Annotated in this window: 18 protein-coding genes; 3 read left to right on the forward strand and 15 right to left on the reverse strand. The window is 40.2% G+C overall.

All coding sequences use genetic code 11. From position 1 onward, the window contains the following. Positions 1–29 precede the first annotated feature (29 nt). The 4 genes from B8983_RS11440 to B8983_RS11455 form a co-directional block, all read right to left on the reverse strand. Positions 30–770, reverse strand: coding sequence for a 3-ketoacyl-ACP reductase (locus tag B8983_RS11440; protein WP_084285065.1), 741 nt, complete (start codon positions 768–770; stop codon positions 30–32). Positions 771–828: 58 nt separating this feature from the next. Then, positions 829–2,484 carry a class I poly(R)-hydroxyalkanoic acid synthase gene (gene phaC, locus B8983_RS11445; RefSeq protein ID WP_084285069.1) on the reverse strand — a complete coding sequence of 552 codons (1,656 nt, stop codon included), beginning with the start codon at positions 2,482–2,484 and terminating at the stop codon, positions 829–831. A gap of 87 nt (positions 2,485–2,571) precedes the next feature. Further along, the gene (pgeF, locus tag B8983_RS11450; RefSeq protein WP_084285073.1) at positions 2,572–3,393 is read right to left on the reverse strand and encodes a peptidoglycan editing factor PgeF; all 822 of its coding nucleotides are present in this window, start codon (positions 3,391–3,393) and stop codon (positions 2,572–2,574) included. Continuing rightward, positions 3,372–4,421: an RluA family pseudouridine synthase gene (locus B8983_RS11455; RefSeq protein WP_084285077.1), complete on the reverse strand. Its 1,050-nt coding sequence runs from the start codon at positions 4,419–4,421 to the stop codon at positions 3,372–3,374. The genes pgeF and B8983_RS11455 overlap by 22 nt, the downstream gene beginning before the upstream one ends. Positions 4,422–4,470: 49 nt before the next feature. Here B8983_RS11455 and B8983_RS11460 point away from each other — a divergent pair, with 49 nt between their 5' ends. Then, a complete protein-coding gene (locus tag B8983_RS11460) occupies positions 4,471–5,322 on the forward strand; it encodes an outer membrane protein assembly factor BamD (RefSeq protein ID WP_084285079.1) in 852 nt (283 codons plus the stop codon). 64 nt (positions 5,323–5,386) lie between these two features. Here the strand turns inward: B8983_RS11460 and alr are convergent, their stop codons facing one another. Beyond that, positions 5,387–6,520: an alanine racemase gene (gene alr, locus B8983_RS11465; RefSeq protein WP_084285081.1), complete on the reverse strand. Its 1,134-nt coding sequence runs from the start codon at positions 6,518–6,520 to the stop codon at positions 5,387–5,389. 48 nt (positions 6,521–6,568) lie between these two features. Here alr and lplT point away from each other — a divergent pair, with 48 nt between their 5' ends. Beyond that, a complete protein-coding gene (gene lplT, locus B8983_RS11470) occupies positions 6,569–7,888 on the forward strand; it encodes a lysophospholipid transporter LplT (RefSeq protein ID WP_084285083.1) in 1,320 nt (439 codons plus the stop codon). Positions 7,889–7,948: 60 nt separating this feature from the next. Here lplT and B8983_RS11475 read toward each other — a convergent pair whose 3' ends face one another. The 9 genes from B8983_RS11475 to scpA all read right to left on the reverse strand — a co-directional run bounded on the left by B8983_RS11475 (position 7,949) and on the right by scpA (position 18,645). Then, complete coding sequence (locus B8983_RS11475; RefSeq protein ID WP_084285085.1) at positions 7,949–8,485, reverse strand: uracil-DNA glycosylase family protein; 537 nt, start codon at positions 8,483–8,485, stop codon at positions 7,949–7,951. Then, positions 8,482–8,970 (reverse strand): ribosomal protein S18-alanine N-acetyltransferase, encoded by a 489-nt coding sequence (gene rimI, locus B8983_RS11480; RefSeq protein WP_084285088.1) that lies wholly within the window; start codon positions 8,968–8,970, stop codon positions 8,482–8,484. Before rimI ends, B8983_RS11475 begins: the two co-directional genes overlap by 4 nt. A gap of 7 nt (positions 8,971–8,977) precedes the next feature. Further along, positions 8,978–9,667 carry a tRNA (adenosine(37)-N6)-threonylcarbamoyltransferase complex dimerization subunit type 1 TsaB gene (gene tsaB, locus B8983_RS11485; protein ID WP_084285092.1) on the reverse strand — a complete coding sequence of 230 codons (690 nt, stop codon included), beginning with the start codon at positions 9,665–9,667 and terminating at the stop codon, positions 8,978–8,980. A gap of 12 nt (positions 9,668–9,679) precedes the next feature. Then, positions 9,680–11,257, reverse strand: coding sequence for a malate synthase A (gene aceB, locus B8983_RS11490; RefSeq protein WP_084285095.1), 1,578 nt, complete (start codon positions 11,255–11,257; stop codon positions 9,680–9,682). Between the two features lie 79 nt (positions 11,258–11,336). Continuing rightward, a complete protein-coding gene (locus B8983_RS11495; RefSeq protein ID WP_200806901.1) occupies positions 11,337–11,804 on the reverse strand; it encodes a VOC family protein in 468 nt (155 codons plus the stop codon). Positions 11,805–11,829: 25 nt separating this feature from the next. Further along, positions 11,830–13,827, reverse strand: a complete 1,998-nt coding sequence (gene accC / locus B8983_RS11500) for an acetyl-CoA carboxylase biotin carboxylase subunit (protein ID WP_084285098.1) — start codon at positions 13,825–13,827, stop codon at positions 11,830–11,832. A 23-nt stretch (positions 13,828–13,850) separates the two neighbouring features. After that, on the reverse strand, positions 13,851–15,383 hold the full coding sequence (locus B8983_RS11505) for an acyl-CoA carboxylase subunit beta (RefSeq protein WP_084285100.1): 1,533 nt from the start codon (positions 15,381–15,383) through the stop codon (positions 13,851–13,853). A 26-nt stretch (positions 15,384–15,409) separates the two neighbouring features. After that, complete coding sequence (meaB, locus tag B8983_RS11510; protein ID WP_084285102.1) at positions 15,410–16,435, reverse strand: methylmalonyl Co-A mutase-associated GTPase MeaB; 1,026 nt, start codon at positions 16,433–16,435, stop codon at positions 15,410–15,412. Positions 16,436–16,452: 17 nt separating this feature from the next. Next, the gene (gene scpA / locus B8983_RS11515) at positions 16,453–18,645 is read right to left on the reverse strand and encodes a methylmalonyl-CoA mutase (protein WP_084285104.1); all 2,193 of its coding nucleotides are present in this window, start codon (positions 18,643–18,645) and stop codon (positions 16,453–16,455) included. Positions 18,646–18,783: 138 nt separating this feature from the next. On the opposite strand from scpA, the gene B8983_RS11520 reads away from it, so the two are divergent. Further along, positions 18,784–19,416, forward strand: coding sequence for a GntR family transcriptional regulator (locus B8983_RS11520; protein ID WP_084285105.1), 633 nt, complete (start codon positions 18,784–18,786; stop codon positions 19,414–19,416). A 32-nt stretch (positions 19,417–19,448) separates the two neighbouring features. On the opposite strand, the gene B8983_RS11525 is transcribed toward B8983_RS11520, so the two are convergent. Then, positions 19,449–19,796, reverse strand: a complete 348-nt coding sequence (locus B8983_RS11525; RefSeq protein ID WP_084285107.1) for a c-type cytochrome — start codon at positions 19,794–19,796, stop codon at positions 19,449–19,451. Positions 19,797–19,819: the final 23 nt, after the last annotated feature.

Raw genomic sequence — 19,819 nt, forward strand, 5'->3', positions numbered from 1 at the left:
TTGACTCATGTTCCCACCTACTGGTGGGGTTACCCCATGTGCAAGCCACCATTTAAGGAGAAGTCTGCACCAGTTGAGAAGCCAGATTCATCTGAAGCTAACCAAGCGACAATAGATGCAATTTCACTTGGCGTTCCTAAACGCTTTACAGGAATCGTCTCAACGATTTTGTTAAGCACATCTTCCCGGATTGCTTTCACCATATCGGTACCAATGTAGCCAGGTGAAACTGTATTAATGGTTACCCCCTTGGTTGCAACTTCTTGTGCAAGAGCCATTGTAAAACCTCTTAAACCAGCTTTTGCAGTTGAGTAGTTAGTTTGACCAAATTGACCTTTTTGACCATTTACAGAGGAAATATTAATCACGCGCCCCCAACCTTTTTCCACCATACCGTCAATTACTTGTTTGGTAACATTAAATAAAGAGTTTAGATTCGTATCAATTACCGCCCGCCAATCTTCCGGTGTCATTTTTCTAAACACAGTATCTCTGGTAATACCAGCGTTATTAACCAACACATCAACTTGTCCAATTTCAGCCTTTACTTTATTAAAGGCTTGAACGGTACTATTCCAATCACTCACATTACCTTCTGAGGCATGGAAATCAAAACCTAAGGCTTTTTGCTCGGCCAACCAACGGTCTTTTCTAGGGGAGTTAGGCCCACAACCGGCGACAACCGTAAAACCATCTTGATGCAATCTTTGACAGATCGAAGTACCAATTCCACCCATACCACCAGTTACATAGGCTATTTTCTTTGACATTTTATTTCTCCCGTTTTAAATTGAAATATTGCGCAGTTACTTACTCTGTGATTTGATATTAGTTAATTTTGCTTACTTTTTCTTTTACATATGCACCGGGGGCAGCCTCTATCACCTTAAATTTCGTAGTACCTAATTTTGAAGGTGCTTTAATTTGTTTGCCACTTTGACTGCTTAACCAATCTCTGAAGTCGCCCCACCAACTTCCTTCAATAAATTTTGCTCCTTTTAACCATGTGTCAGGATTTTTCGTTCGAACTTGATTCGTCCAGTAATTTCTTTTATTTTTCTTCAGCGGATTTATTACGCCAGCGATATGTCCAGACGCACCAAGAACAAATTTCGATTTACCTTTGAGGATTTGTGTACTAGTAAATGCTGATTTCCAAGGAACGATATGATCCTCCTTAGATGCAAAAATATAAACGGGACAATTAATTTTGCTCAAATCCACGGGTTGATTACAAATCGTAAGCTTGTTGGGATCTTTCAACTCGTTATTAAGATACATATGCCTCAAGTACCAAGAAAACATGGGGCCTGGCAAATTAGTTGAGTCACTATTCCAAAAAAGCAAATCAAATGATGGCGGTGTTTTTCCTAATAGATAATTGCTCACTACATAATTCCAAACCAGCTCGTTCGGCCGAAGAAATGAGAAGGTATTGGCCAACTCAACGCCACTTAAAAGTCCAAAGTTCCCCGTTTTGCCACCAATCGTATTTTCTCTCATATCGACCATCGTCTCATCGATAAAGACATCAAGAACACCAGTATCAGAAAAGTCTAAGAAAGAGGTCAATAAAATTAAACTAGCGGCGGGATGTATATTTTGATTTGCTAGAACAGCCAAAGCACTTGCTAAAAGAGTGCCCCCAACACAAAATCCCAGCACATTAATTTGAGGAACTTTTGAAATTTCAATACACGTTTGAATCGCTTTGATCACACCAGATGCCACATAATCATCCCAAGTTATCTGCGTCATCGATTCATCAGCATTTTTCCAAGAAATCATATAAACCGTAAAACCCTCTTCGACTAAAAAACGAACCATCGAAGACTCAGGTTTTAAATCTAGAATGTAAAACTTATTAATACATGGTGGAACCATCAGTAATGGTTTTTCATAAACGGTTTCTGTTAACGGCTTATATTGAATTAACTGAAATAGTTCATTTTGAAACACCACACTACCTTCCGTTATGGCTAAATTAACGCCAACTTCAAAAGTGTCACTTGTCGTTTGGGAAATTTTTCCTTCACGCATATCTGCGAGCAAGTGCATTAAGCCATTAGTGAGAGATTGACCTCTAGAACTAATCAATTCATTAATAGCTTCAGGATTGGTTGCTAAAAAATTACTAGGGGCAAGTGTTGAAGTTAATTGCTCTGTAGCAAAGACAATTTTATTTTTAACTTTAGGCTCAGCCTCAACTGCGTTCGCCAAGGATTTGAGGTGTTGGGCATTGACCAAATAGGTTTGATAAATGATTTCAGACCAACCTTCATTCCAAATATTCGATTTAAAGCGATTATCAACCTCAATATCAGGTTTTTTGCCACTCCAAACCAGCATCATGTCAGATAGATACTTCTTCTCAATTTCAGCTAAAAGATCTGGGGGTATCATTGCCATATCAGCAGGCGCAAGCCGAGGTATCGACCAATTTTGGGGCAAACCAAATCCTGAATTTGACAAAATATTCTCCATATTAATTCCTTTACCCTACCAATTTATGCTTAAAAATTAGATGTGTCATGGGGTAATACCCTTAACCATCCAAAAAACATCAAATCATTACTCAAACCAAATACAGCTAGCAAATCGTCCCGTGATTTTGTCTCTTCTATAAGAGTAAAAATGTTCAGAATTATTATAAGAACATTGTTTTTCAGTATGAACTTGATGGACACCTAATTGGTTCAAAGTTTCCGTAGCAAGCCCAAAAAGATCCGCAAAATATTTATTAGGTTCATCATTTGGAGTAAAACAATGATTAATTGACTGAACGCTTAATAACTTTTTTTGTATAAAACAATCTTTTACTTCCATACCTACTTCGAAGTTTTTTTGACTAATTGAGGGCCCAATATATGCATGGATACCTCCAATAAAACGTTCCTTGGATTTTGGTTTAATCAATTGCACCATCGCCGCAATCGTATGCTGAATGATGCCATTGGCCAACCCTCGCCAACCTGCATGGCAAGCCGCCACCACCTCTCCTTGGTCATCACAGAGTAATATCGGCAAGCAGTCTGCCGTTAAGATGGCTAAATAATGGGAATCCAAACTGCTAACAACACCATCAGCTGTTGGTGTTGGATCTCCATTTTTCCAGGGTTGGATAAGAGATACAACTTCAGTGCTGTGGATTTGATTTAAAAAGAATGGATACTTACCAATTTGCTGACTAAGTAACTGGCGGTTCGCCCTTACTGAGGAGAGATCATCGTCTACATGTTCGGCTAAGTTCCAACTGCTATAAGGAGGCTTACTGTAACCACCAAGCTTGGTTGTGACTAATACCTTGACATGCTTAGGCCCACTCCACTTGGGAATGTGAACGATAGATTGTTCAAGGCCCGACTCTAAATTTAATTGAGAAGATGTTGCCATGCTCGCTCCTGAAATCCCAAATCAGCCATCAACTTCAAAAATGCAATTGGTGGTGAACGTGACCAAATTTTTTCTTCCTCACTATCAGGATGGATCAAGCCTAACTGTGTGGCATGTAACATCTGACCTGGAATAGTGACGGCCTCGTCACCGTAAAAATTATCCATTAATAATTTTTGAATCTGTAAAGGTGCTTTCACATGGTAAACAGGGTCATTTAATAAAGGGTAACCAAGATGCTGGAGATGAACCCTAATTTGATGCGTTCTACCCGTTTGTAATTTACATTCGATCAAGCTGATACTTCGACTATCGAAAGGTACTGTCTGTAGAACAGTAAATGATGTAATCGCTTCTTTTGCACTTGGACCCTGTGTTACTGCCATTTTCAATCGGTCACGTGGATCACGACCTATTGGCGCATTGATCGTTTTATTAAGCGGAGGCGTGCCCCAAACTAGTGCTAAATACCTTCTTGAAACCGTTCTAGATTGTAATTGTCGGACTAAATGCGTTTGTGCAATCAGACTTTTTGCGACGACAAGTAATCCAGAAGTATCTTTATCTAAGCGATGGACAATGCCAGCTCTAGGAACTTGGGAACACTCTGGAAAGTGATAAAGTAAGGCGTTTAAAAGAGTTCCACTCCAATTTCCGGCTGCTGGATGAACGACCAATCCAGCAGGTTTATTAATTAAAGCAATCGAAGAATCTGAATATACAATCTCAAGTGGAATATTTTCGGGATTGAAGGCTTTATTTTGAGGATCCTCAGGTATTGTGACAAAAAGGGTCTGTTCACCAGTAATTTGATCTTTAATTTGCGCAAATTTGCCACTTTCATACCTTACTAAATTTGCGTCTATCCAGGTTTGAATTTTACTTCGAGAATACTGGGAAATACACGCGGCAAGAGACTTATCGAGCCTTTCCCCCCGAAAATGTGAAGGAATGATGACAGTTAATTCAGCACTTGTCGGGATTTCTTCCGTTAACTCAACTTCATCGATATAATCTTCATTAGACATAAATTTTTGTCGTACTTCGCAACCCAGTTTATTAAAAAAGAGAACTAATTTGTCTTCTACATCTTTCAGTTTAAATCGCCTTGTAAGATTTACTTTGTTTTTTATTTTTTCCTGCGGCGTTTCTCAATTTTTGACTTCTTGTGCAAATTCTAATAATGATGTTACCGCTAGTTGGTCACAACAAAAATTAATGGAAGAGGCAAAGCAAGCTTTAACTGATAAAGACTATGCAAATTGTGCCAAATATAATGAAAAACTGGAGTCCAGATATCCATTTGGACCTGCTGCAGAACAGGCTCAACTGAATATTGCCTACTGCCACTGGAAGAAAAATGACATTGAACTGGCTTTGTTATCGATTAACCGCTTTATTCAATTACACCCTGGTCATCCCGAGATTGATTACGCCTACTACTTGAAGGGCTTAATTACTTTTAATGATAATTTAGGATTCTTCGCTTCATTCTCAGGACAAGACTTAAGTGAAAGAGACCCGAAAGCTTCAAAAGATGCATTCGAGGCTTTTAAAACCCTTTCAACTCGTTATCCTAATAGTAAATATACCCCTGATGCGCTTGATAGAATGCGTTATATCGTCAATTCGTTGGCAGAAAGTGATGTCAATGCTGCTCGTTTTTACTTTCGCAGAGGTGCTTACATCGCATCAATCAATCGCGCACAAAATGCGATCAAGGAATACGACAGAGCACCAGCTATTGAAGAAGCTCTATATTTAATGGTTAAATCTTATGATGCCCTTGGCATGAAAGATCTCAGTGCAGATACCATGCGCGTTTTTACTACAAACTTCCCCCAAAGCGATATTTTTCAAACTGGTAAAAGAATCTCGATTACGGCCAGAGAAGCCTCTTGGTGGCAAATTTGGAATACCCAAAAGTAATTTAACTACTGTGGTGATGACCTGATGGCTCATCACCTTCATTACAAAATGACTCAATTCTGAGCTAAATCACTTTCAAGGGTACTCGCTGGGTTACTGCGCACATTAACTCATATCCGACTGTGTCACTATACATTGCGACATCATCGATTGGTACATTGTTACCCCAAAGTTCGACTTTGGTACCAATATTAGCTTGTGGAACACTACTTAAATCAATGGTAATCATATCCATTGATACCCGACCAATTAAAGGAACTCTTACACCGCCTAAGTTAGCAATTTCGTCATTAGAGAATTGAACCCAAACAGGCGTTCCCTCCTTCGCATGACGAGGATAGCCATCCGCATAACCGCAAGCAACAATACCTACACGAGTATTTCTTTTTGCGACAAATTGTGATCCATACCCAACACTATCACCACTACCAATTTCCTGAATCGAAATTATTTCAGAAGATAAGGTCATTCCGGGCTTAAACTTTAAATGGGCAATATCGTGGTATTTCCCTGTTGGAGAGGCACCATACAAAAGAATGCCGGGTCTCACCCAATCCGCATGGACATCCGGATAATTTAAAATCGCCGAAGAATTTGCTGCGGAACGATATCCCTCCATCCATTGAGTGGTATGTTCAAAAATTTCCCATTGATCAGCGACTGTTGGCGCTATTTTTTCATCATCGGCATTAGCGAAGTGAGTCAAGTGATGGACTTTGTAACCTGAATGAAGAAGATGGTTGTATGCCAGTCCATATTCTCCTGATTTAAATCCCAAACGATTCATACCGGAGTTCAATTTCAGCCAAATCTCTACCTTCGATTTAAATTGTTCAGCCTCGCTTAGAGATAAAGAAGAGACATATTGTTCAATCCACTCTAATTGTAAAAAATGATGGACCACAATGTTGGACTCTGTCTGATGAACTTGTTTTAATTCCTCTTCAGAAAAAATCCCTTCCAATAATAAAATTCTTTTATGCCACCCCATCTCACGTAGCTCAAGTACCTGTTGAAGGTCTAATAAGGCAAGACCATCCGCTTCGGCAAAGCCTATGAAGGCTGCCCTCAGAGAATGTCCATAGGCATTTGCTTTGACGACTGCCCATACAAATCGTTGATTCGATAGATTCTTTACCTGAATCAAGTTATCTTTTAAATTCTGTGTAACAATCGTAGCTAGTATTGGTCTGTTCATCAACTTCCGTTTATCATAGAAAAATTAGTAATTACTCATATTGTACGAATGAAACCTGGATTTTACGCAATTATGTCAGCACAGTTCTTTTCTTCACTGGCTGACAACGCTCTCCTTATCGCGGCTATAGCCCTTCTCTTGCAATTAGATTCGCCGGCTTGGATGACACCGCTCTTAAAACTGTTCTTTGTACTATCTTATGTAGTCCTTGCTGCATTCGTTGGAGCCTTTGCAGACTCCAGGCCTAAGGGTAAAGTGATGTTAATGACCAACGCGATTAAGTTAATTGGCTGCCTGGTCATGCTGTTTGGCTTTCACCCTCTTGCCGCATATGCAATTGTAGGCTTTGGTGCTGCAGCTTACTCCCCTGCCAAATACGGTATATTAACCGAGTTACTGCCCCCTGAAAAGTTAGTTGCTGCGAATGGTTGGATTGAAGGCTTAACGGTTGGATCAATTATTTTGGGAACAGTACTTGGGGGTATTTTAATTAATCCTTCAGTTGCTGCCACTTTATTATCAATTGATTTACCTGTATTTGACTCACACATAGACACTCCTCCAGAAGCGGCTATCGCCATTATTATGGTGTTGTATTTTATTGCAGCCTTAATCAATTTAAAGATTCCTGATACGGGAGTCGTCTACGAAAACATCAATAAAAACCCAATTAAATTAGTTCAAAATTTCGCTCATTGTTTTAAGGTTTTATGGAGCGATCGGCTCGGACAAATCTCCTTAGCGGTGACGACTCTATTTTGGGGGATTGGAGCTACCCTTCAATTTATTATTCTGAAATGGGCGGAGAGTGCTCTGCAAATGGATTTGTCAAGAAGCGCTATCTTACAAGCGGTCGTTGCCCTAGGTGTTGCGGGTGGTGCAATCTGGGCTGCAGCAAGAGTACCGCTAAAGAACTCCCTAGTTGTCCTGAAGTATGGGGTAATTATGGGCTTTTTTGTCATCACACTAGCAGGCTTTCAACAGCATCAATTTGGTGATTATGTCATTCATTTTGGATTTATTCATGTACCAGCTCACTTGTTATTTATATACATCTTCCTGTTTATTATTGGCTGGATGTCTGGCTACTTTGTTGTGCCGATGAATGCGCTATTACAACATCGAGGCCATGTGTTGTTATCCGCTGGACATTCAATTGCGGTGCAAAATTTAAATGAAAATTTATCCGTATTGGTGATGCTGGGAATTTACTCTTTACTTATCTCTTTAAATGTACCAGTACAAGTGGTCATCTTATGCTTTGGTTGTTTTGTCATTATTTCAATGGCGTTAGTGATTCACTGGCATAAATCCAATCAAAAAGAATACGATTCTTTGCACTTGATTGGTGAAGAGAAACATCATTAATGACTAACTGAGTAACTCATTTTATAAATGTAATTAGTCAGATGTGCGGTTCATCATCACTTAGTTCATCTCTAAATATACTGATCTTGCCATTACTAAATCATTCCAAAGATCCCTTTTTTTTATAGGGTTATTTCGTAAGGTTTCAATATCGTGTGTAATTAAAACGGGAATATCATTCCCCTCATGATTGCTTGTTTCAAAAATGATTTCACGAAGTTCTTGAGCTGTAGAGGGTTCTTTAGAAAAAAACTGACCTGGAGCATCTCCAAAAGCAATGAGTAAATCACCTTTGACCGCCTCAACTTGCCAATTACTTGACTGAAACTCCAAGGTCAAAATCTCTACCCCGAATTTTCTGATTGTACTAATTACTTTTGAGAATAATGGGGTTTGCATAGCATTTGCTTTAGCAACAATCACCCAAGTTGGTAATGTTTGTGGAGATGGCATAACAGTTCGCTCAGTTAATGGAGAAAATGAGGGTTGATCATTTTGAATGTGCTGGACAGTAGCATCCAAGTGTAGGCTTGAATCGGCCTGTTTTAATACCCATGGGGTAATTCCAAGTTCTTTTAAAATTTGGTTACGATTCATGAGATCTCTTCAATCATTAAGTTTTTCTGCATCACAAAGGCATCTTCTCGAGCATTCAATTGATTTTCCTTGGACATTGGATAATATCCCTTACGAACACCAATTTGCTCAAAGCCTAATTTGTGATAAAGGTGAATCGCTTCAAAATTACTTGCTCTAACCTCTAGCAGGATACGCTTAAAGCTTCGTTCAAGACAAGTCTTTTCCAACGCATCAATTGCACTTTTGGCAATACCCAAGCGACGATAATTTGGGTGGATAGTAATATTCAACAGATGAGCCTCCTCAAATCCAGGCATCACCACACAATGTCCAAGGATATTCCCTTGTGAACCCTTATCAATAAAAACATAATTCCAATAATTTGAGGCTATACAATCCAAAAAGTTATTGGCTTTCCAGGGGGTAACATGAGAGCTTTTTTCGGTCAATAAAACCTGCTCTAAATTTTCCTCTTGCATAATCTTAAATTCAAAATTTATCATGCATCTCTTAAGGTCGAGTGAATTGTAATCTTTCAAGTGTCGTTTTCGCCACCTTATCTCTTACATAAAGTGGTTGACAGTCCTCGGGATCAAATTGTTGATGACGGTTGATAAGACTAGCCTGATACGCAATCCCCAATGCATGAGGAACGCCAATAGTGACATGCTTAAAATTAGCCATAAAAGGCTCATATAAAGAGCACTCAAAAGCCAATAAAGATTCTTTGCCAGAGCGAATCTCTACATTATCTTGTAAATAAATAGGTCCATTGCGAACTGGTAATTCATCTTTAGCTTGTTGATACTCGCATAGGTAGATTTGATTCATTCTGGCATCAATTGCGGCCATAAAACTATCTGATTGAAACGACTCTGGACGCATGAGCCATTCATAGGCAACCATACCATCTAGACTTGCAATTGGAATGAGGGATTTACCTTGAGCAAAGGCTAGCCCCTGAGAAACCCCTATACCCAATCTAATTCCTGTAAAAGCGCCAGGACCTTGCGAACAGGCGAATACAGAAATATCCTCTAAACGAAGTTGAGCTTGGTCAAGAACTGCTTGAACGTTATCAAGTAAACGTTGACTAGCTGTATTAGCGATTAATTCGTGTTGGTAAAAGTAATTGTTTTTATCTATAAAAATAGCCACCGAACACCATTGTGAGGTCGTATCGATGGCTAAGATTGTCATTAAAAAATTTACTTAAATTTCTTCGTACAAAGGTAAAGTTAAGAACTCTTCAAAATTCTCACCCGTAGACATAACGTCAAAAATTTCTGCCGCTCTGTCAAAATGACCAATGGCACCAGAGGCATTTACTTTTGCAAGCTCTTCAGGAACCATTGATTTCACTAGTTCAGCAGTAACCTTGCGACCATCATCTAAAACACCTTTAGGTGATCGAATCCATTGCCAAACCTGTGAACGACTAATTTCAGCTGTAGCCGCATCTTCCATCAAGTTATGAATAGGTACACAACCATTACCAGCTAACCAGGCGCCTAAGTAATGAATACCTACATTAATATTCATTCTTAAACCAGCTTCCGTGATTGGGGCTTCAGGTTGGAAATTTAATAAATCAGAGGCCTTGACTGCGACTTCAGGCTTTTGTTTTTCAAACTGATTTAACTTATCACCTAAAACTTTCTTAAACTCAATCATAGCTGGTTCAACTAGACCAGGATGTGCAACCCAACCACCATCGTAGCCATCTTCTGCATCACGCTTTTTGTCAGAAATAATTCCACCCATCGCAATTGCATTTTTCTCAGGATCGTTTTTAATCGGAATCAATGCACTCATACCACCAATCGCGGGAGCACCACGGTGGTGACAGGTTTTTAATAACAGTAAGGCATAAGCACGCATAAATGGAGAAGTCATCGTGACTTTAGCGCGGTCAGCTAAGCAGAAATTCTTATCCACTTTGAATTTTTTAATACAGGAGAAAATGTAATCCCAACGACCAGCGTTAAGACCTGCACTGTGCTCACGAAGTTCATACAGAATTTCATCCATTTCGAAAGCAGCAAGAATGGTTTCAATTAAGACAGTTGCCTTAATGGTACCTTGCGGTAAACCCATTTCATTTTGAGCCATGACAAAAATATCATTCCATAAACGCGCCTCTAAATGGCTTTCCATTTTAGGTAAATAAAAATATGGGCCAGCACCACGAGCTAACAACTCACGGGCATTATGGAACAAAAATAAAGCAAAATCAAAAATACCACCAGAAATTCTCTTGCCATCAATAGTGACATGCTTTTCATCTAAGTGCCAGCCACGTGGGCGGACTTGGAGAACTGCAATCTTTTCATTGAGCGTATAAATTTTGCCATTTTGCTCAAGAGTTAATTCTCTTTTGATCGCACTTCTTAAGTTAATTTGACCTTGGATTTGATTCGACCAACTTGGACTGTTTGAATCTTCAAAATCAGTCATGTAGGAATCAGCACCAGAGTTATAAGCATTAATAACCATTTTGGCATCAACTGGCCCAGTAATCTCGACTCTTCTGCACTGCAAAGCGTCAGGAATAGGAGCAATTTTCCAATCGCCATTACGAATAGAAGCTGTTTCTGGCAAAAAGTCTGGCATTTCACCAGCATCTAATCTTTTCGTTCTTTCCACACGCATTTGCAATAACTCTTGACGACGTGGTTCAAAAGTATTGTGCAACTTAGCGACAAGAGCTAAAGCATCTGGTGTTAAAACGGTTGCAAATTCTGGGGTAATTTCGGCGTGGATTACCATTCCATTAGGCAGTTGAGACATTGATTCTCCTGTGATGAGCAAAAGACATATTATAAATCAAACCATCAAGATCCCACGGGCATGAATGGTTTATTTCATTCTACTTTTTACCATAACTTTCAATTACATCCAGGGGGGCTTGCACCAATTCAATCAAAACACCACTCCCAGCAATAGGAAATTCTTCATTACTTTTAGGGTGGATAAAAATAATATCGTGACCGTCACCACCGCGACGAATGCCTCCTGGAGCAAACCGAACTCCCTGCCCAGTTAACCACTCAACTGCTAAAGGCAAATTGTCCACCCATAAACCAATGTGATTCAGAGGGGTTAAGTGAACGGCAGGCTTCTTATTTGGATCAATCGGCTGCATCAAATCAAACTCTATAGGGTGATCTCCACCGCCTAAAGTATAAATGTCTTCGTCGACATTTTCCCGCTCAGATCGAAAGGTTAATTTGTAATCTAAACCCAACATATCTGCCCATAAAGTTTTTAATTGATCTTTATTTTCAGAGCCGATGGCAACTTGTTGAAGCCCTAATATTTTGAATGGTCTTTGCATGATGAATGTCCCTTTATAGAATAATTTATTTAAATTGTAATATTGGCTGATCTACCGAGAGGCTTTCACCTTGGTTGGCAAGAATTTCAAGCACCTCTGCGTCCTGTGAAGCAAATAACACATTTTCCATTTTCATCGCCTCGATGGCAGCCAACTTTTCGCCCGCTTGTACTTTTTGCCCCTTAGTTACAGAAATATTAACTAGTAGACCTGGCATCGGAGAAAGGAGAAATTTTGATAAATCAGGTGGAGCCTTGAAAGGCATTAGCTTTTGTAAATCAGCTGCTGCAGTAGTCATCACCATGGCATTAAACTGCATTCCTGAGTGACTTAACTTATAGAAAAGACCTAAGCGTTCAACTTGTAGTATCACTGGATGAGCATTTACAGTACCTTGGAAGATCATTTCACCGGGAGTCCAATTGGATTGAACCATAAAACTCTTTTTCCCAATCAATACCTCATACCCTCCATTTACTTGAGTAAGGGAGACCGGAGAGTAAGACTGCTTGCCATTTTCCCCCTCAACGACAACGAATTCACTGGGGATTTCATATTGATGACCGATTAATTGTCCCGAAATATTTCCGGCCCTTCCTAGGTAAGCAATATGGATGCATGTTGAAATCGCACAAAAGAAATCATGAAAAGAATCATCAACACTTGCTCCAGTAAAACCATTGGGAAAGTGATTAGCAATAAACCCTGTATGAAAATTGCCACTTTGAAAATCAGGGTGCTGCATCAGCGCACCTTGAAAGGGAATATTTGAATGAATCCCTTTAATCACAAATTGATTTAACGCATCCTGCATCTTCAATATCGCAGCAGGTCTATTTTCCGCATGAACAATCAATTTAGCAATCATTGAGTCGTAGTACATTGGAATTTCACCTCCCTCATACACCCCAGTATCAACCCGAACTCCATTGACTGCCTCAGGTGGCGAGTATTTTACTAATCGACCGGTAGAAGGTAAAAATTGACGATATGGGTCTTCTGCATTGATTCTACATTCCATCGCCCAGCCATCTCGCTTGATGTCTGCCTGTGTAAATGCCAATTTTTCACCGGCAGCGACTCGAATCATTTGTTCAACTAAGTCAAGTCCCGTGATAAATTCAGTGACTGGATGTTCAACTTGCAGTCGAGTATTCATTTCTAAAAAATAGAAGGACTGATCTTTACCAACAACAAACTCAACCGTACCTGCAGATTGATAATTAACAGCCTTCGCGAGTGCAACCGCTTGTTCACCCATGGCTTTTCTGGTGGCCTCAGTGATGAAAGGTGATGGCGCTTCTTCTATGACTTTCTGATGACGTCTCTGAATAGAGCACTCTCGTTCCCATAGATAAACAACATTACCAAAACTGTCACCTAAAATTTGAATTTCGATGTGGCGTGGCTCTTCCACAAATTTTTCAATAAATACTCGATCATCACCAAATGAATTTCTTGCCTCATTTTTACAAGCAGAAAATCCCTCAATCGTTTCTTTATCAGAATAAGCAACTCTCAGGCCCTTTCCTCCGCCACCCGCTGATGCTTTAATCATCACCGGATAGCCAATACCTTTAGCAATTTCAACGGCCTGTTCAGTTGTATCAATAACATCGTTATAGCCCGGAATCGTATTGACTTTTGACTCTAATGCCAACTTTTTTGATGCGATCTTATCGCCCATGGCAGCAATAGAAAAATGCTTTGGACCAATAAATACTAGACCTTCATCTTCTACTCTTTTGGCAAAAACTTCATTTTCTGATAAAAAACCATAGCCCGGATGAATTGCATTAGCACCGGTATCTTTGCAAGCTTGCAGGATATTTTCGATGACTAAATACGATTCTCTGGAGGGAGCAGGTCCAATATAAACAGCTTCATCAGCGAGTTCAACATGTTTGGCCTCACGGTCCGCATCGGAATAGACGGCAACCGTTTTAATACCCATTTTTTTTGCCGTACTGATAATGCGACAGGCAATTTCACCACGGTTGGCAATTAAGATTTTTTCAAACATAAATAATCCTTATTTATTACTCTTCAAAGTGGAATGTTGTCATGTTTACGCCAAGGGTTATCAAGCTCTTTCCCTTTAAGCATCACTAGTGATCTAGAAATCCGTTTACGGGTTTCATGAGGCATGATCACATCATCAATGTACCCTCTTCGACCAGCAACAAAAGGGTTGGCAAACTTACTCTTATACTCGGCTTCTCTTGCTGACAATTTGGTAGGATCACCCTTTTCATCCCTAAAAATAATTTCAACTGCACCTTTAGGACCCATGACGGCAATTTCAGCTGAAGGCCACGCAAAATTCACATCACCCCTTAAGTGCTTTGAAGACATCACATCATAAGCACCACCATAAGCTTTCCGAGTAATGACCGTAATTTTTGGCACCGTGCACTCTGCATAGGCAAATAAAAGCTTAGCACCGTGTTTAATAATTCCACCATACTCCTGAGCAGTTCCTGGCATAAAGCCTGGTACATCCACAAAAGTCACAATCGGAATATTGAAAGCATCACAAAAACGCACAAATCTTGCCGCTTTAATTGAAGACTTAATATCTAAACAACCCGCCAACACTAATGGTTGGTTCGCTACGATACCAATCGTTTGACCATCTACACGCCCAAAGCCAATAATGATATTTTTTGCATAATCGGGTTGGATTTCAAAAAAGTCACCATCATCTACCGTCTTGTGAATCAGTTCCATCATGTCGTATGCTTTATTAGCATTCGACGGTACCAAGGTATCCAGTGAATAATCAAGTGGATCTACTGTCGAGGAACTTGGGCGAAGTGGCGCTGTTTCTCGATTAGAAAGGGGGAGATAGTTGAAAAATCTTCTCAGCATCATGATCGCTTCGATATCATTTTCGAAGACGCGGTCGCATACTCCAGATTTGGTTGAGTGAGTTACAGCACCACCCAACTCTTCAGCAGTCACTTCTTCATGCGTTACGGTTTTAACAACTTCAGGTCCTGTCACAAACATATAGGAACTATCCTTCACCATAAAAATGAAGTCTGTTAAAGCCGGAGAGTAAACAGCCCCACCAGCACAAGGACCCATAATTAATGAAATTTGTGGGATAACGCCTGAAGCCATGACATTACGTTGGAAAATTTCAGCATACCCACCTAAAGAAGCAACACCCTCCTGAATTCTGGCACCTCCGGAATCATTCAAGCCAATAATCGGCGCACCGACTTTCATCGCTTGATCCATCACTTTACAAATCTTTTCAGCATGAGCTTCCGACAGTGAGCCACCAAATACCGTAAAGTCTTGGGAGAATACAAACACTAATCGACCGTTAATCATGCCATAACCAGTTACGACACCGTCACTAGGAATCGTTTCACTGGCCATACCGAAATCTGTACAACGGTGTTCTACAAACATGTCCCACTCTTCAAAAGAGCCCTCATCAAGTAATAACTCAATGCGCTCTCTTGCCGTTAGCTTTCCTTTACTGTGCTGAGCATGAATCCTCTTTTGCCCCCCACCTAAATAAGCCTGCTCTCTTTTTGCCTCTAATTGTCGAATAATATCGTTCACTCTGACTCCTCATCTATTTTTTCTAATCATTCGTGCTTAAAAATATCTAATAAATTTCTAGCTGCTACGGATGGGTCTACAACACCTGCCTGGACTTCTGATTGGTAACGCAAATATCGTTCTTTGACTTCGGGGTGATTTTTAAATAATTCTTTTAAACCTTGATTAATTTGGTCATCCAGCCATGCAAGAGATTGATGCGATCTTCTACGCTGAAAACCACCATTGGACGTTTGAAGTTTTTGAAAACGAAGAATCACTTCCCAAAAGGATCCAATTTGATTTTCATCTAAAGCACTCAAACACATTACTTCTGGATGCCAAACATCTTGATGATGTAATTGGTGATGAGGATTTCCTTGATAGCCAAAAATCCTCAAAGAACTCTTAATTTGAGCCAAGGCTCTGGTGGCGGCGTTAAGGTCAATATCTGACTTATTAATAACTACTAAGTCAGCGACTTCCATCACACCTTTTTTAATTGCCTGCAAATCATCGCCAGCATTCGGTAATTGTAATAAGACAAAAATATCTGTCATTTTTGAAACCGCTATTTCACTTTGACCAACACCTACTGTTTCTATAATGATTACATCAAAGCCCGCAGCTTCCAAAACAACTATCGCCTCCCGAGTCTTTTCTGCAACACCACCTAAATTACCAGAAGAAGGACTTGGACGAATAAAGGCATGTTCATTCACGGTGAGTTTTTCCATGCGAGTTTTATCACCCAAAATAGAACCACCAGAAATAGTTGACGATGGATCGATGGCTAATACTGCCACCTTAAAACCTTTTTCAATTAAATATAGTCCAAATGATTCAATCAGGGTCGATTTACCAACACCAGGAACGCCAGAGATACCAATGCGAAGTGATTTGCCAACTAATGGCAACATTTTTTGCAAAAGATGATCAGCTCTCTTACGATGATCTTTAAGAGTAGATTCGAACAAAGTAATTGTTTTGGCGATCGCCCTTCTTTTTAATAGAATCCTTTGTGGATCACTACTAATCAGCTGAGATAATAACTCTTCGTCCTGAGTGAACATGAAATCAATCCGCTTTGTTATTTAGAAGTATCTATCTGAGTCAAATGGGCACGAATACGTTCTAAAACATCTTTCGCAGAAGCCGGAATAGGAGTTCCAGGACCATAGATACCCTGTACACCCGCTTCATACAAAAATTGATAGTCTTGCCTTGGAATCACTCCACCCACAAACACCACGATATCGCCACCGCCTTGACGGTTAAGCTCAGCAATAATTTCTGGAACTAATGTCTTATGTCCAGCCGCAAGGGTTGAAACACCAACGGCGTGTACATCATTTTCAATGGCTTGTCTGGCACACTCTGCAGGTGTCTGAAATAACACGCCCATATCCACATCAAAACCTAGGTCAGCGTATGCTGTAGCGACGACTTTTGCCCCACGGTCATGACCATCTTGACCTAATTTCGCAATCATCACTCGAGGACGTCGACCAAACTCCTCGGCAAATTGGCCAATTTCATGCTGTAGTTTTTCCCACCCTTCAGCAGAGTCATAGACCCTTGCATATACTCCTGTGACTTTTTGTGTATCTGCGCGATGACGACCATAGATCGACTCTAAAGCATCAGAAACCTCTCCCACAGTCGCTCTGAGGCGCATTGCCTGAACGGTTAAATCCAACAGATTTCCTTCACCACTCTCGGCAGCTGCTGTGATTGCAGATAAGGCATTTTGAACGGCTACTGAATCACGACGAGCTTTTATTTCTTGCAAACGCTGCACTTGAGATTCTCGAACCATATTGTTATCTACTTCACGTACCTCAAGTTCATCTTGCTCAGTGAGCTGATATTTATTAACACCAACAATAACATCCCGACCAGAGTCAATATTTGCTTGCTTTTCAGCAGCAGCAGCTTCAATTTTCAATTTAGCCCAGCCACTATCGACCGCTTTTGTCATCCCCCCCATGGCTTCAACTTCTTGGATAATTTCCCACGCCTTATCTGCCATTTCCTGAGTTAATTTCTCCATCATATAAGAACCCGCCCATGGATCGACTACGCTTGTAATATGGGTTTCTTCTTGAATAATTAATTGAGTGTTTCTAGCGATTCGGGCAGAAAATTCCGTAGGTAGTGCAATCGCTTCATCAAAAGAGTTTGTATGCAATGATTGTGTTCCCCCAAAAACTGCCGCCATCGCCTCAACCGTCGTTCTAACCACATTGTTATAGGGGTCTTGCTCGGTTAATGACCAACCGGAAGTTTGACAATGCGTGCGCAACATCAATGATTTAGGATTTTTCGGAGAAAACTCGCTCATGATTCTCCACCACAGTAAACGAGCAGCTCTTAACTTCGCAATTTCAAGATAAAAATTCATCCCTATCGCAAAAAAGAAGGAGAGCCGTCCCGCAAACTCATCCACATCCAAGCCTTTGGCTAAGGCAGTTTTGACATATTCTTTACCATCGGCAAGAGTAAAGGCCAGTTCAAGGGATTGATTGGCACCGGCTTCTTGCATGTGATAACCAGAAATAGAAATTGAATTGAATTTCGGCATTTTTTGCGCCGTGAACTCAATAATATCGCCAATAATTCGCATGGATGGCTCTGGCGGGTAAATGTAGGTGTTACGCACCATGAATTCTTTTAAAATATCATTTTGAATGGTCCCTGATAATGCATTTAGAGCAACACCCTGCTCCTCAGCTGCAACAATATAGCCAGCAAGCACGGGTAAAACACCACCATTCATCGTCATTGATACCGAAACTTTATCCAATGGAATCTGGTTAAATAAAACCTTCATATCTTCCACTGTATCAATTGCCACACCGGCCTTGCCGACGTCTCCTGTAACGCGTGGATGATCCGAATCATATCCACGGTGAGTTGGTAAATCAAATGCGACAGAAATACCCTGACCACCAGCCGCCAAGGATTTACGATAAAACTGATTGGATTCTTCTGCAGTAGAAAAGCCGGCATACTGTCGAATTGTCCAAGGCCTCACAGAGTACATCGTTGCCTGAGGACCTCTGAGAAATGGTTCAAAGCCAGGTAGAGTATTTGTAAATGGTAAATCTTGAAGATCATTGGCGGTATAAAGCGCTTTCAAATGGATGCCATCTGGCGTGTTCCACCCTAAAGTCGAAGCATCATTATTTGGCGCTGATTTATTAGCAGATTTCAGCCAATCATCATAGTTTGCAGTTTTCGAATTTGGCCATTGATCTGAATTCTTCTCTTGGTTACTCATACCCGCTCTCCTTAGAAAGAGTAATTACATAATTTGTCATAGCATACCATTGACAGACAATAAAAGAAATAGCAAAATGAATTCTTAATTATGAATTCAAAATTGAATGCCAATTAATTTAGAAAGTAACCACACCTCATGAGCTTAGCATCTAGACCACTCTATTTAGACATCGCAGATGTCATCCGTGAAAAAATTTTTCAACATGAATTAAAACCTGGTGCTTGGATCAATGAAAAGGAAATTACTGAAGAGTTAGAAATTAGTAGAACCCCCCTACGAGAAGCAATAAAAGTATTGGCCGCTGAAGGTTTGATAACAATGAAGCTACGTCGAGGAGCTTATGTTACCGAGGTAGAAACAACCGATTTAGCGAATATTTTCGAGGTAATCTCAATATTAGAAGCACAAGCCGCCTACGATGTGGCAAAAGATGCCACTGAAAATGAACTTGAGATACTGGATAAAGTCCATACACGACTAGAAAAAGCCGCTGCGGATAGAGATATAGATGGATTTTTTGAATTAAACCAAGAGTTTCATGATTTAATCCAACAGTTTGCGGGCAATCCTTGGATGAGAAAAGTAATTCAAGACTTAAGACAAGTTTTGAAATTGCAGAGAAAAAATTCTTTGAGAAAGATTGGACGCGTAGAGCAATCTTTAATCGAACACCGCCAAATTTTGTCGGCTTTGATTGGTCGAAAACCAGAGCAAGCAAAAGAGTTAATGCATAGCCACCTTCTGCATGGACAAAAGGCGGCTGTTTAAGGGGAAGACAAGGCTTTCCCTACAAATACAATTTATTTCTTGATAACGAAGTCACCAGGCAAAGAGGCAACATAGGCAGCCATATCTTTTAATTGAGCCTGAGTAAATTGCTTTGCTTGTCCACCCATGATTGCATTAGCGCGGCCAACATGAGGATTGTTTTCAACTTGATAAGCCTTTAATGCGTAAAAGAGGTAATCAGCATGCTGACCGGCAATTTTGGGATACCCTGGAGCAATCGGTTGCTTCAAATCAGGTCCATGGCAAGAATTACAGTTATTTTTAGTGACCAACTCTTTTCCAGCTTCAATATTTCCAGCAAATGCTTGGTTGCTTAGCAGAGTCGTAGCTAAAACTGTGAGGAATATAGTTTTTTTCATTTTCAGACTTTCTTATCTCTTGG

It is taken from the genome of Polynucleobacter kasalickyi, from assembly GCF_900176405.1.
GTDB classification, from domain to species: Bacteria; Pseudomonadota; Gammaproteobacteria; order Burkholderiales; family Burkholderiaceae; genus Polynucleobacter; species Polynucleobacter kasalickyi.

Excerpts from the sequence above, each read along its gene's own strand:
- tsaB (WP_084285092.1), bottom strand. The coding sequence starts at position 9,667 with ATGACAATCTTAGCCATCGATACGACCTCACAATGGTGTTCGGTGGCT.
- aceB (WP_084285095.1), bottom strand. The coding sequence starts at position 11,257 with ATGTCTCAACTGCCTAATGGAATGGTAATCCACGCCGAAATTACCCCA.
- meaB (WP_084285102.1), bottom strand. The coding sequence starts at position 16,435 with ATGTTCACTCAGGACGAAGAGTTATTATCTCAGCTGATTAGTAGTGAT.
- accC (WP_084285098.1), bottom strand. The coding sequence starts at position 13,827 with ATGTTTGAAAAAATCTTAATTGCCAACCGTGGTGAAATTGCCTGTCGC.
- B8983_RS11475 (WP_084285085.1), bottom strand. The coding sequence starts at position 8,485 with ATGAATCGTAACCAAATTTTAAAAGAACTTGGAATTACCCCATGGGTA.
- B8983_RS11495 (WP_200806901.1), bottom strand. The coding sequence starts at position 11,804 with ATGCAAAGACCATTCAAAATATTAGGGCTTCAACAAGTTGCCATCGGC.
- lplT (WP_084285083.1), top strand. The coding sequence starts at position 6,569 with ATGAAACCTGGATTTTACGCAATTATGTCAGCACAGTTCTTTTCTTCA.
- phaC (WP_084285069.1), bottom strand. The coding sequence starts at position 2,484 with ATGGAGAATATTTTGTCAAATTCAGGATTTGGTTTGCCCCAAAATTGG.
- alr (WP_084285081.1), bottom strand. The coding sequence starts at position 6,520 with ATGAACAGACCAATACTAGCTACGATTGTTACACAGAATTTAAAAGAT.
- B8983_RS11520 (WP_084285105.1), top strand. The coding sequence starts at position 18,784 with ATGAGCTTAGCATCTAGACCACTCTATTTAGACATCGCAGATGTCATC.
- B8983_RS11455 (WP_084285077.1), bottom strand. The coding sequence starts at position 4,421 with ATGTCTAATGAAGATTATATCGATGAAGTTGAGTTAACGGAAGAAATC.
- B8983_RS11440 (WP_084285065.1), bottom strand. The coding sequence starts at position 770 with ATGTCAAAGAAAATAGCCTATGTAACTGGTGGTATGGGTGGAATTGGT.
- B8983_RS11525 (WP_084285107.1), bottom strand. The coding sequence starts at position 19,796 with ATGAAAAAAACTATATTCCTCACAGTTTTAGCTACGACTCTGCTAAGC.
- rimI (WP_084285088.1), bottom strand. The coding sequence starts at position 8,970 with ATGATAAATTTTGAATTTAAGATTATGCAAGAGGAAAATTTAGAGCAG.
- scpA (WP_084285104.1), bottom strand. The coding sequence starts at position 18,645 with ATGAGTAACCAAGAGAAGAATTCAGATCAATGGCCAAATTCGAAAACT.
- pgeF (WP_084285073.1), bottom strand. The coding sequence starts at position 3,393 with ATGGCAACATCTTCTCAATTAAATTTAGAGTCGGGCCTTGAACAATCT.